Raw genomic sequence first — 13863 nt, forward strand, 5'->3', positions numbered from 1 at the left:
GAGCGCGACTTTAGCTGCGGGAGGAAATACGGGCATCGGTGGGTTTTTAACTTTCGCCAATAACGCAGTCCGATCGCATTTATCCTGATGCTCGATTCCAGTCAGCTATCAACTATTGGTTGCAGGGTGCAAGCCCGCTACTTCCAGTCACAGATTGCTGACAGTTAATTGGTAATTGATAACTGGTAATAGTTGATTGGTAATTGGTAATGGATCGAGCACAGGCAGGTAGAATTGACTATTGAAGCCTGCTTTCTTCTGCCTACTTTTTTCCCCATTACCTGTTACCGATTCACCAATCCCAATTTATCGGCGCTTCAGTTGATTCCGAATTGCCTGCGTTACCGTTTGAATTACTTTAACACGAGCATAATACTTGTTATCGGCCGCAATTAGCGTCCAGGGAGCAGCCGGCGTGCTGGTGCGCTGAATCATTTGATTCACCGCTACTTCATAATAATTCCACTTTTCCCGATTCCGCCAATCTTCCTCGGTGAGTTTGTATTGTTTAAATGAATTGTTTTGCCGCTCTGTAAACCGCTTTAGTTGCTCGTCAGGACTGATGTGCAGCCAGAATTTAACTAATACACAACCGAAACTGGTGAGTTGCTCCTCAAATTCGTTAATTTCCTGATAAGCTCGGCGCCATTCGGGTTCGGTGGCAAATCCTTCGACTCGCTCGACCAGAACTCTACCATACCAACTGCGATCGCAAATGCTGATTTTACCAGCCGTTGGCAGCCGCTGCCAGAAGCGCCAGAGGTAGTGATGCGCTTTTTCTTCGTCTGTCGGGACCCCAAAGGCATTAACAGTGTAACTGCGGGGGTCTAATACGTCCGTCAAGCGTTTGATTGCTCCTCCTTTACCGGCGGCGTCCCAACCTTCAAACAGCACTAATACGGGGATTTCCTCTTCGTAGATGCTTTGTTGTAGTTTGCCAAAACGGGTTTGTTCTTCGCGAAGTTGCTGTTTGTATTCGTCGGGCGACAGCGATTGAGTTAAATCTACTTGGGCCAGCAAGTCGGGTTCGATGGGTTGCAACCTTTCTTGAGGTGGCAATTTCACGGGTGCAGATTGCATGGGCAGTCTGTCTAAGGCTTCTGTAATTGTCGCTGCCATTTGCGTTAAAACTTTGACTCTGGCCCACCGTTGACAATCGCCTTCTACTAACGTCCAATGTGCGGGGCCCGTGCCGGTTTGGGCTACCATTTCTTCGGCAAAAGTTGTGTATTCTTCGTATTTTTTGGCTTGTTTCCAATCTTCGGGTCGCACTCGCCAAGCTTGTAAGGTGTCGTCTTCTAGTTTTTTGAGTCGGTGCTTGAGTTCTTTTTTGCTCAGGTGAATCCAAAATTTGGCAATTGCCGCGCCGTCATCTACCATCTGCCGCTCGAAGGCGTTGATTTGCCTGATGGCTGTCGGTACTTGTGCGTCAGAGACTCGATCGAACAATCGGTCTTCTAAAATGTGAGTGTACCAACTGTGGTAGAAAAAACCCATTTTGCCGCGGGCGGGGAGTTTCTGCCAAAACCGCCATAGGAAAGGATAGCCCATTTCTGCATCTGACGGCGGCCAAATCGGGTGGACGGCAAACCCCCGCGGGTCCATGTACCCTACCATTTGTTTGACTAAAGCGCCTTTGCCGGCGGCGGCCCAACCTTCGAGGACGATAATTGCGGGCATTTTTTTTTGCCGACAAGCCAGTTGGAGCGATCGCAACTGCTGCATTAAAACTTCTATCTTGGCATCGTAGGTTTCTTTATCTAGGGAAATGTTTAAATCCAGGTTGTCAAGCATATTTACCTTCTACCAATCCGAAATCTAGTTTAATGTTAGTTTAACGTTTGGATAAATCCCACCTAAAATCCGGTAAAAAAGTGATGAAAGCTACTGTTACGGTCGGTTAAAACTGCGATGCTTGTGCCATCAAAAACCTGCTCCCGTCCATACTAACAAAACTCTCCTCACCTCAAACTTGCAAAAAAAAACAGCTCAGGTTATAGTTGAGATAGGGAACTTTTAAATAAGTTCAACTTCTCCCCTCCCCCGATCGGGCGAGTTAACAGGAGGAGCAAGAAATCCCTGAAAAAGGATTTATTGTAAAAGAGAGCAAAAGTAAAAATCAACTACCCACTGGGGGTGACCACTTCTTTACTTAGCTGTAGAAACTTTATTCAAACAATAGTTACTTAGGCACCAAGCTTGGTAACGAAAGAGAGCGCGACTCATCGACATCCAGCGATAAACTCACCTACAAAATTAGCCCCAAAGGGCCAAACAATTTTTATGATTGCCTAATTAGATAAAACCTGAAAGCCTGGGTGATATAAACAGGTTTCTGAGTTTTATCGACACCACAATAAATCTGCATTACATCCGCGTTTATCCGCGTTCATCTGCGGTTAATCATCAAAAACTCGGAGTTTTGCAAGAAATTCACTGTACTTGTTTGCCAATACCACTTAAGAGGAACAGTCCGAAATTACGGATTGCAAGTTTTCTATGAATATCTTGACAACACGCTCGTACAAGGGCGAAACTGACTGGTGCGCGATCGCAAATTTAATCGATGCTTGCGAAACAGTCGATCGACTCGGTGAAGAAGTCTCAGCAACTGAACTTAAGCTAATACTTGATGCACCCAAACTCGACAAAGCCCGCGACGTGCAATTGTGGGAAGATGGGAACTACAAACTAATCGGTTTGGCACTCCTAGATATGCCCGATTCGCCAGAGGAAATAGACGCTTGTCTCTGGTTTTACGTGCATCCAAACGTGCGCGGCGCAGGTTTGGAAAAAGATATCATTAAATGGGGCGAAAAGCGGCTGGGCGAAGTCGCGAAAGAACGGAATTTGCCCGCGAAATTGCGTACATACAGCCGCGAGGACAAAACCGATGAGATGCGGCTGTTAGAAAAACAGGGCTTTGAGGTCGATCGCTATTTTTGGACAATGGCCCGATCCCTCGCCGAACCGATTCCCGCGCCGGAATTCCCCGCAGATTTTGCACTGACACACGTATCGGGAGAACAAGACATCCAACCCTGGGTAGAGATGTTCAACCAGTCATTTATCGATCACTGGAATCACCACGATTTAACTGCGGAAACCGTGCGCTACTGGATGCAAGATCCGAATTATCAGCCGGAATTAGACTTGATTGCTGTTTCGGGCGATCGTAAATTTGCTGCTTTCTGCGACTGTCAAATCAAACCCCAAAAAAACGCCCGCAGCGCCACAAAAGACGGCTGGATTGAATTGTTGGGTACGCGGCGCGACTTTCGGAAAATGGGTTTAGGAAAAGCGATGCTATTAGCTGGCCTGCATAAGTTGAAAGCAGCGGGTGCAAACACAGCTAAACTCAGCGTTGATGCGGACAGTTTGACAGGGGCGACAAAGCTTTACAAATCAGTGGGTTTCCGCCCGATGGAAACTTGGATCGAGTGGGCTAAGACAGTTTAAAAAAAAGGTTTGAAGTTTAGTTGTAGGGTGCGTGAGAGCTAAAAATCTGGGCTAGGAGGAAAACATTAACACTCACGCACCTTCCAAGCAACTCTGGACACGGCAATGCCCATTGGTGTCAACAATCGCCTGAAACCCATGAAAACTCTCGCTTTTAACCCAGTTTCGAGCCCCCTAAATCCCCCTTAATAAGCTTGTGTGTACACGGTAGGGCAGGTCAACATGATAGCTGAGAAAGTCCAACCAAAAACTGATAGCTCCTTTTACAGTGGAAGGAGCCTGTAATCGAACAGTGTTTGAACTGTGGCTGGAAACAAGTTTACTTCCAACTCTCGAACCGGGACAGGTTTTAGGCATGGATAATGCCACATTTCATAAAGGGGGTCGCATCTTCCAACTGATACAGGATGCAGGCTGTCAATTGCTTTACTTACCCCCTTATTCCCCAGACCTCAACTTGCATTGAACAGTGCTGGTCTTGGTTAAAAAGTCGCATCCGCAAACAACTCGAGCGGTTTAATTGTTTACTCCATGCGCTCGAAGATGTATTGCGCTTTTCGTCCTAACACGGGCGGTTGCTATACATTAAATTGCCGTCAAGCAAACCACATATTTTTATCGGGGTGAAGACCATTCACCCCTGTTTTTTGTGGTTCTCTCGCAATTTTCTGTAAGCTCAAGTTACTGATTTTTTTGAGGTCTAACCCTCTAAAATTAACTCAATAACCTACAAGAAAGAGTTGCTAGTCAGCGCAGTCCGATCAACACCATAAACCACCCCTAAGTAATTCTCGCCTAACTTTAACGCCGTTGACATGACTGGGGAAGCATTATCTAACTTAATATCCACCGATTGAAACTCCAGTAACTGAATATTGACTGACTCAAATTGCAGTTGGTCAAAAGTGACACCTTCTGGTAAATCAATCCAATCACCGACTTGCCAATCAAGGATCTGATCGGCTGACTTAACATCAGTAGGGTTATTGTCACTCACTGATAAAGCAAAGACATCATTACCTGCGCCACCATAGAGGACATCATAACCTTTGTCACCGGTCAGGATATCATCACCACCATTACCAATCAAGACATCGTTCCCTTGACCACCATAGAGGACATCCTTGCCATCACCACCTGTTAGGTAGTCATTATCATTGTTGCCACTTAACAAGTTATTACCAGTAGTCGCACTGATCTTGTCAGAACCTTTACCACCGTAAATATCATCATCACCGCCACCGCCGTCAATTTGATCGGCACCCTGGTTAGCAAAGATGACATCTTTAGAGACAGTACCCGTCAGAGAGTCATTACCTGATAAAGCATAGACTTTCTTTCCAGATGCTTCCCCTGGGATAGTTGTATCATCCTCATCAGTTAATAAGTAACGTTCTTCTAAGGCTTGGTTATTCGGTAAACCCGTCAGGTTGCCTTTGCCCATGGCTTCTAATTCGGGTTTATTGATGGCAATGATCCCTAAATTATCCGCTGAGGTTGATGTGTTAGTTGATGACTCGCTGGCCAAACTCGGTAGTAATGGTTGTTCATTGTTCGGAGTTGGGTTAGTAGTAGTTGGTTCTTCACTACCATAGATTAGGTCAATCAACTTTTCTTCCGTTATGGAGTTTCCAGACTGATCCTCGAAGAGTTCTGCCAATTCTTTACTATCGTCAAGGCTATCTTTCCAAGCTTCTTGCGTTATGAGGTTTCCATCGTCATTCAGGAAAGATAGTTCTGGTAAATCCTCCAGAGTAACATTAAGATTGGCATCTTCGAGTGCTTCTTCTAGCGGATCGATTTCGGTACTCTTGATATCCTTTGATTCGACCTTTTCTGGCTCAGCAGCATCTGACGGATCGCTAACCGCCTTGGCTTCATCCATTCGTTCTTTAATCTCAGCCTCAGTGTTATCGGCTAAGAATTCTTCCGGTGTCTTAGTCCCATTTACCAAATCTTCTAGTTTCACGTCTCCTAGAGAAAATGAGACTGTCTGCAATTCATTAATATCGAGAGTACCGGCTTCCAATGATAATGCTACACCGTTGTCAACGAGATCGTCACCGATATCATCGGCAACGTCATTACTCGTTGCCATTGCTTGAGATACAGTCGTCACAACATTATTCAATTGCTCTCTGTTTAACGTTGGTTCCTGTACGGCCACAGTAGAGATCGCCTCATTTAATACCTTAGCAACAGTCTCCGCCTTACTCAAGTCAAACTCTTCTCCGTTGACTATTTGTTCAGCGATAATTTCCTCTACAGTCACTCCCAATTGCTCCTTCGACAAATTACTCTTAACGTCAAGGAATTGAGCTGCGTTGACGATCGTATTTTGCACCTGAACCATTTCGCTAAATACCTTTAAACCATCTGGATTTTTCTTAGCGATGGCTTCCAGTGGATCAAAAGTATTGATATCAACACCTGTGGGAAGTCCTAAATTTGTTTTCACCTTATTAGTAATGGTGACTAAATCCTTTTCGGGAGAGTCTGCCGCTTTTGCAATTAAGGTGGTTAGAGGTGTCACTACGGAAGCTTCGGGAGTAGAAACTAAGGGAATATCTAAAGGCAGACCAGTAGAATAATCAAATCCACCGCTAACAATAATTTGCCCATCTGCCTTATCCAGTTGACCATTAGCATTGCGATCGTACTTAGCTAAATCGTACTCTAACTCAAAGCTACCATCGGAATTGGTTACTGAGGACGGTTCATCTTCATCTTGGGTACCATTAAAGTTGGTATCTAAGAATACGTTAGAAGCAGCCATATAACCATCGATTGCTCGTGATTTTTTCACATTCCCTGAGCCAATACGGAAATCAGCTAATTTGTAAGTAGCCAGATTATCGTTCCATTCTACACTAAAAGGGCCTTTTCCAGCCTTAGCATAAGCTGACAAAAACGCACTAATGTCTCCATTAATCTCAAATGAATCAAGCACCGGACGTGAGAACATTTCTGATACCCGAAGTTTGCCATCTCCAGTACCAATAACATTTGATTCTTTATTGTTAGCTATGGACGTACTCAACAGAGGGAGGAACGCATCAATCTGCTCGTTTGTTGGGTAATCAGTTGTAAATGAAGCTTCCTTTCTCAAAGACTCAATCCTGGGCTTCGCTGCGTTTATTACCTCAGAAACTGCTTGATCAACTTGGGTACTCCTGTCTTTTACAGAACCCTTTAATGGTTTCAGCTTGTCAACTAAATTACCAATGTTAGCATCCTCATCAAAAATTTTCTTTACGGCCTTAATTCCAGTGAAATTATTAGGGAACAGTTTGTTCGCCGCATCACTAACAGAATCTTGAACTAATTTTTTAAGATCGCCAACAGTTCCAAAATCAAAATTGTCCGTAGGGGTTCCTTCTCCCACATCAATCAAATCCACTTTAGCATTAGCGCTTAACCCACCGTTGATACCAGCTTTGGCTGCAAAAAGATTGACATTTGCACCAACCAATATTTTACCATTGAGCTTGATTTCATTGACATCAGAACCAGTCCCATCAGCGTTTTGCCGATCGCTGACATAGAAACCATCTAAAACTTTGGCGGCATCCCCCAAATTAAATCCACTTTTTTTCCAGTCAAACAATCCTTGGGTATCAAAGCCAAAGCCCAGATTACCTTCAGCGTTAAATGTAGCACCCACTTCACCATTGATTCCGAATCCCGCTAGAGAGTAGATAGGAAAATCTTTCTTAATATTCCAGTTATAACTGAGATTTGGCACTTGATAGCTCACCAAAGTTACATCAGTTTTCTCCCCCAGCAACATACTTAAAACAGTCTTAGGATCGTTAAGAATGGGAATTTGTAACCCTTCCATACTGTTCAACGTATCCATCAGTGATTTGGTTTTGCCAGAAGATTTATTCGCTTGATCTTTAGCACTAGGAGCCACTGTCACAGGTTTGGCGTTGTTAACATTTGGTTTAGAGTCTTTATTCATCCCGTCAAAACCAGTTAGTTCATAATCACCAAAGTCAATCTTGATATTCCCCTCATTCGCTGCCATTTGCGAGACAATATCGCTGGCTTTGACAATTTTATTAATCCCATCCACGAACTTTGTATTCACTGGAGTTTTAGTTAAAACTGAACCCACTTCGATGATGTTTACTTGACCATCCTTGTTTTGATCAAAAACGTTGCGGATCTTCTCAAATTTACTTAATGGTTTGATATCAGTCGTTAACGCCTTAGCAATAGGCTGGATTGGTTTGACAACCTCTGCCATCTTAGTTACTACAGGCTTGATAAATTGATTCGCAAAAGTTCCCAAATCTAGCTGCATATTTTTGAAAGCCAGTTTTGGTGTTTGTGGACCACTCCATTGCCCATTCTTGTAAGACAACAGAGGAAAAGACCCATTTAGATCAAAATTAAATGATGGAATCGCTGCATTACCTTGAATGCTTGTCACTGCACTTAAACCCAGATTTCCCTCAGCACTAAAGGTCGGATTAATTATCTGATTTTTTGGGGTTTTCTTGAGTTCGTCCAACGTCAACCGTCCATCCTTCTCAGCCCCTTGACCCGGATCCAGAAGTTCCAAGTCCAACTTTGCTTCTACTTTCGTAGGAGATTTCGAGTCATCTTGCAAATCTAGCTGGAATAAGCCTAATTCTCCTTTAGCATTAAAACCATCTAAACCTGCTGAAGCGGCTAACTTGACTCCTGTTGAACCAGTATCAAAGAAAAATCCATTAGTCTTATTGTACCCTAACCCCAAGGTAATATCGTATTTACCCGAACCCTCACCATTACCTGAACTTTTAATTCCTAAACCAGGTAGCCCCAAATCAGCTTCTAAGGGAACATTACCGTTGTAAGACTTACTGAAACTAAGAGTATAAAGGGTATCATCGCCCTTAGAATTATTCGTTACCTTGATATCGGGATAATCTCCACGTAAAGATTTCTCAAAAACGATATTACTGTCTTCCGAAGGATTACTTGTCAGACCCGTTACTAATTTATCTTTCAAACCAGCAAAGAAACCATTAGGAATTAGAGTTGTCAGTTTATTTCCAAATACCGGAACACCTGCTTTGAGATTATCTTGCACAAAGCTATCAAACTCGCCGACCAACTTACTTAGTCCATCTGCAAAACCCTTGTTAATTGTGCTGCTATCAAGCACGACATTGGCGCTCTCAGTGGTGAAATTCCAAGCAGTTGCACCTGTAGTACCGGCATAATTGTTGCCTGCTAAGTCTTGAATCGCACCGGTGGCAATTTCTACGTAGTAATCTGTGCTTGGCCCTAAATCTGCCACTGGGTTAATGGTGACGCTACTGTCAGTAACGGTGACATTGGCGGATGTGACATCAATGGTTTCAACAACTGAGTTGTCAGAAACTTTCTTGATGACAATATTGCCAGTGCCTTTTTGGACTGCTTCGCTCAAGTTGACAACTAAATTAGCAGCAACTGCAACATTAGTGGCGTTATCTGCGGGGGTGAAAGTTGCCGCTGTAGGCGGTGTGGTATCAGTGGCACTATCAGTGGCACTATCAGTGGTGAAATTCCAAGCAGTTGCACCTGTAGTACCGGCATAATTGTTGCCTGCTAAGTCTTGAATCGCACCGGCGGCAATTTCTACGTAGTAATCTGTGCTTGGCCCTAAATCTGCCACTGGGTTAATGGTGACGCTACTGCCAGTAACGGTGACATTGGCGGATGTGACATCAATGGTTTCAACAACTGAGTTGTCAGAAACTTTCTTGATGACAATATTGCCAGTGCCTTTTTGGACTGCTTCGCTCAAGTTGACAACTAAATTAGCAGCAACTGCAACATTAGTGGCGTTATCTGCGGGGGTGAAAGTTGCCGCTGTAGGCGGTGTGGTATCAGTGGCACTATCAGTGGCACTATCAGTGGTGAAATTCCAAGCAGTTGCACCTGTAGTACCGGCATAATTGTTGCCTGCTAAGTCTTGAATCGCACCGGCGGCAATTTCTAGGTAGTAATCGGTGCTTGGCCCTAAATCTGCCACTGGGTTAATGGTGACGCTACTGTCAGTAACGGTGACATTGGCGGATGTGACATCAATGGTTTCAACAACTGAGTTGTCAGAAACTTTCTTGATGACAATATTGCCAGTGCCTTTTTGGACTGCTTCGCTCAAGTTGACAACTAAATTAGCAGCAACTGCAACATTAGTGGCGTTATCTGCGGGGGTGAAAGTTGTCGCTGTAGGCGGTGTGGTATCAGTGGCGATGTCAGTGGTGAAATTCCAAGCAGTTGCACCTGTAGTACCGGCATAATTGTTGCCTGCTAAGTCTTGAATCGCACCGGCGGCAATTTCTACGTAGTAATCTGTGCTTGGCCCTAAATCTGCCACTGGGTTAATGGTGACGCTACTGTCAGTAACGGTGACATTGGCGGATGTGACATCAATGGTTTCAACAACTGAGTTGTCAGAAACTTTCTTGATGACAATATTGCCAGTGCCTTTTTGGACTGCTTCGCTCAAGTTGACAACTAAATTAGCAGCAACTGCAACATTAGTGGCGTTATCTGCGGGGGTGAAAGTTGTCGCTGTAGGCGGTGTGGTTTCTAAAACACCTGTGGCTCCGAAAACTCCCAGATAATTATCAACGGTGGTACCGCTTGTTTTACTGACGGTAATGCTCTGCAGCGTTTTGGCTGGGTTGGGATTGAACATGAACCCGAATATGGCGGGATCGTTGACATCGGTATAAGCTGTTCCAGTTGTATCAGTGTTCCCATCCATTCCGTCGATCAGATAGTAACTGGACGATGTTTCGGTAAAGTCATTAAGCCAGTCGGTAACAGTGGCTGTGCCTGTCTCAGTAGTGCCATCGCTATAGTTAAATGTCACCTGCACCCCAGCGTCGCCATTTGTACTGGTGGCGAACAGGTGGATTTCTGAATACTGGTTGGGCGTAACTGCGAAGGTAAAGGATGTGTCGTTAGTGGTCAGGACTTTGGCGTTGTTGCCGTTATTGGTGTTGTTGTAGCCTAGCTGAACATCGGGATGGTACGCATTCGTGGCGAAAAAGCCGTTGTCGGGTAAACCGTTCCCATTAGCACCCGCTGTAAATGTGGCAAAGGACTGAGTTATTAGGGTCCCCCCCGAGGAATCCAGTCCGCTCTGTGTGGTGTCTGTGACTCCTCCCGTGTAGTTGATAATGACATCGCGATCGAATACTGATGTGAGATCAAATTGAACGGGTGAGGCTAAAACATCGGCATAGGTTGCCCTTGCTTCGCTGGACAACGCAAGGGAAGTTTCAATTGAACCGGTGATTTTTTCTAATTCCCAGTCGCCACCTAGTGCTGTATTCCCCGTCTTGTCGGTGGATGCTGCCACATCCGCCCCGGTTATTTCACTCAGGCGCTTTACGAAGTTTTCTCCAACTTCTCCGGCTGCTACATCGCAGCCATAAAGTAGGATATCGCCATTTGCTGTCAGGGCATTTCCCCACTGTTTTAGCTGAGTGCTGAAAGTTTCTAGGTTATTGTCATTGAGTACGTCAGCACCGAGTTTTAAACTGCCTTCGCTACCGTGAGAAACTATATGAACTGCTTCAATATCTTTTTGATGTGCCAAGGTGTTAGTAATTTGGTCGATCGCGCTGGAATTTTCATTTAAAATCACAACTTGAGCGGGATCGATGCCTTGGATCAGGCTTTCATAATCTTGTACAGAGGAGTCAACGAAAATAATTTGCTTGTTCATGGTTGGTACGTTCATAATTACTGACACCCTTGATCTCTATCGTTTACATCCAAGTCTGGTCGTGGTTGAAACCCCCGCCTCGTTTAAGTCCTCGCTATGAGGACTTAAGAATTTATTAGTTCTATTTCTTAAATAAATCTGGCGGTAAAATTGTTAGCTCGTTCCGCTGGAGCATTAAATAACCTGGAAACATCAAAGGCGTTACCGCGAAGTAGTAGCTCGATTGCTCTCCATAATCGAAGCGAGGTTTCCGATCGAGAAAATCGCTTTGGTTTCGGGAAATAGTTCCAGGATTAATGACAGTTTGCTGCATCACAGGCGATTGGTGTCGCCGATCACTTCTTTTTCAGCTTGCGGCTGGTAGTAAGCCGCAAAGATACTCATAATCAGCGTCGGTTTTAGTTCAGGGGAAATAAACACGGAACACTGATTGTTTTGGGTCATGGCGGACAACATTCGATCGACTCAACCCCCGACGGGGGAGGTCATGGCAGCGTGAAATCGCGGATTTTGCCGGAGTAATGCTGCCAGTAAAGTAGAGCCCGATCGGAGTAGTCCTGATATGAAGCAGGCTTTGACTGACCTCGCGTGGGAATGGGTTTATATAACTTCCCTGTCACTTAACCATATCCTCCTAAAGACATATCTTTTATAGTAGATTTTTATTTAACAGTTCGCAACACAACAATATCCAGATTTACGAAATCTTTACAATCTAGACATCGTGGGTTGACTTTTTCTATCTCTATAATTGCTTCCGGCCTCTGCCTTTATAAGTCGAAAAAGTTGGCTCTTTGCCATGATTACAGAATTAGTTTGGAACTTTGACCGCAGATGGTGGGGGATATACGCAGATGGATGCAGATTAGGATACAGTTTGTTTAGTCACTTCTACATAAATATGTTCTAATCGCACCGGATACCGAGCGATTGAGTCAATAGAAATCCCGTCGAACAGCAAAATAATCTCTTTTAATTCTAAACGTTCCGGCAGCCAAAAAGCTAAATCGCTACCGTAGCGGCGGGGGATGAAACTGTATTGTTTAGCGCGGGCGATGACTTCAGGTTCTTCGTCGGTTTTTACCACGATAATTTCTTGAGCCGGAATCAGTTTTTGCAACTCTTCTAAACTACCTTCAGCTACAATACTGCCATTTTTCAAAATCCCGATTTTCTGACAAAGACGCTCAGCTTCATCCAACAAGTGAGTGGTCAGCAAAATTGTAATTCCTTCCGATTGCAATCGCTGAATTAACTCCCAAATTTCATAGCGAGCCTCAATATCTAAACCCGTTGTCGGTTCATCTAAAATTACTAATCTAGGTTGGTGCACCAATGCTACCGCAATATTCAAACGGCGCTGCATTCCTCCGCTCAAAGTTTCCACGGGGCTTGTAGCTCTATCTGTCAAATTTACGGCTTTCAAACAGTGTCTTACTTGATAGCGCCGCTGCTTGCGCTCTAAGCCGTAAATTTGAGCAAAAAAGTTTAGGTTTTCCTCGCAGCTAAGGCTTTTGTAAAGCAAATTTTCTTGAGGCGCTACACCTATTAAGGATTTTGTAGAGTCAGAAACAGGTTCGCCATTAATATAAACTTGACCGCTGTCGGCATTTAACAAATTGCATAAAATATTGATAGTTGTAGTTTTGCCCGCCCCGTTGGGCCCGAGCAAACCGTAAATTTCTCCAGATTGAATGTGCAGTGTTAAATCTTTAAGCACTGAACGCTCGCCATAGGACTTATTTAGCTTTTCTATTTGCAGCACTGCTTTAATTCTCCGTATTATTTTATATATTTACGGTTGTTTCTAAACGATTAAACCGCAGAGAGCGCAGAGGGCGCTGAGTCAGAGAAGAGATAGATGAATAATTCCGACATAATGAGATAGTTTTAAAGTCTTCTTTCTACTCTCAGCATCCTGCGGTAAGAAAGCCATCCACCTGCAATCATGGCAATAGAAAATATGAATAAATACCAAAAGTGTTCGGAAATATCAGCCAAATCTTTGCCGTCAGCCCACACGCCCATCAGCGCTTCGTTCATGTGATAAATTGGATTGTACTGGGCGAGTTCCAGCAGACTTTGGGGAAAGAGCGAAGTAGGCAAAAATGCGCCTCCTAAAATCAACAAAGGAACGCCGAAAGCTGCTACTAGGGAGTTGACATCTTCAGTGCGCCTAGCAAACTGGGTGCCAAGAATAAAGCCTACACCTACATAAGATACAATACTGAGCAGAATAATCGCACATCCTAACAGGATAGATCCTTGAAATTGTGCCCCTAAACAAGAGGCGATCGTGTATACTAAAATTACCTGACCGATGCCGATGCAACTATGAGCCAGGAAAATTCCTAAAAAGTAGGAAGTGCCGCTCAGCGGCGAAATAAACAAGCGTTTGAGGGTATGCTGTTCTCGCTCTGCTACTACTGTTGCTACGCTACCACCGAGACAGCTAAAAAATAAAGCTGCTCCTACTAAGCTTGCAGGTGCAGCAACTTCAAAGGCTTTTGCTGTGCTGAGATTAGCGCGTTCTTTTAAAATTAAACCGTTAATTAGCAAGATAGAAACTGGAAAAATACTCCACAATACTAAGCTGCGTCGCCGCCTCCCCAATTCAATTAAAATCCGCTGTGCTACTGCGAGCGTTTCGTACCAGTATTTCATAGCAAATATATTAGTAT

The 13863-nt window shown here is 44.2% G+C and carries 5 protein-coding genes and 2 pseudogenes; 2 read left to right on the forward strand and 5 right to left on the reverse strand.

Going from position 1 to position 13863, the window contains the following annotated elements; translation table 11 throughout:
• Positions 1-306: 306 nt before the first annotated feature.
• Positions 307-1794, reverse strand: a complete 1488-nt coding sequence (gene pap / locus D0A34_08340) for a polyphosphate:AMP phosphotransferase (GenBank protein UNU18882.1) — start codon at positions 1792-1794, stop codon at positions 307-309.
• A 705-nt stretch (positions 1795-2499) separates the two neighbouring features.
• Between pap and D0A34_08345 the strand changes: the two genes are divergently transcribed.
• Together D0A34_08345 and D0A34_08350 are read left to right on the forward strand one after the other, a co-directional pair.
• Complete coding sequence (locus D0A34_08345; protein UNU18883.1) at positions 2500-3459, forward strand: GNAT family N-acetyltransferase; 960 nt, start codon at positions 2500-2502, stop codon at positions 3457-3459.
• A 241-nt stretch (positions 3460-3700) separates the two neighbouring features.
• A pseudogene (locus D0A34_08350) lies at positions 3701-3925 on the forward strand (IS630 family transposase).
• A gap of 261 nt (positions 3926-4186) precedes the next feature.
• Here the strand turns inward: D0A34_08350 and D0A34_08355 are convergent.
• From D0A34_08355 to D0A34_08370, 4 genes and pseudogenes are all read right to left on the reverse strand, one after another.
• Positions 4187-11197, reverse strand: coding sequence for a DUF4347 domain-containing protein (locus tag D0A34_08355; protein ID UNU18884.1), 7011 nt, complete (start codon positions 11195-11197; stop codon positions 4187-4189).
• A gap of 128 nt (positions 11198-11325) precedes the next feature.
• Positions 11326-11746 (reverse strand): annotated as a pseudogene (locus D0A34_08360) (sulfotransferase).
• Positions 11747-12047: 301 nt separating this feature from the next.
• Positions 12048-12947 (reverse strand): ABC transporter ATP-binding protein, encoded by a 900-nt coding sequence (locus D0A34_08365; GenBank protein UNU18885.1) that lies wholly within the window; start codon positions 12945-12947, stop codon positions 12048-12050.
• A 125-nt stretch (positions 12948-13072) separates the two neighbouring features.
• Positions 13073-13846 carry an ABC transporter permease gene (locus D0A34_08370; protein ID UNU18886.1) on the reverse strand — a complete coding sequence of 258 codons (774 nt, stop codon included), beginning with the start codon at positions 13844-13846 and terminating at the stop codon, positions 13073-13075.
• Between the last annotated feature and the right edge of the window lie 17 nt (positions 13847-13863).

It is taken from the genome of Microcoleus vaginatus PCC 9802, assembly GCA_022701275.1.
Lineage (GTDB): Bacteria > Cyanobacteriota > Cyanobacteriia > Cyanobacteriales > Microcoleaceae > Microcoleus > Microcoleus vaginatus_A.

Excerpts from the sequence above, each read along its gene's own strand:
- pap (UNU18882.1), bottom strand. The coding sequence starts at position 1,794 with ATGCTTGACAACCTGGATTTAAACATTTCCCTAGATAAAGAAACCTAC.
- D0A34_08345 (UNU18883.1), top strand. The coding sequence starts at position 2,500 with ATGAATATCTTGACAACACGCTCGTACAAGGGCGAAACTGACTGGTGC.
- D0A34_08355 (UNU18884.1), bottom strand. The coding sequence starts at position 11,197 with ATGAACGTACCAACCATGAACAAGCAAATTATTTTCGTTGACTCCTCT.
- D0A34_08370 (UNU18886.1), bottom strand. The coding sequence starts at position 13,846 with ATGAAATACTGGTACGAAACGCTCGCAGTAGCACAGCGGATTTTAATT.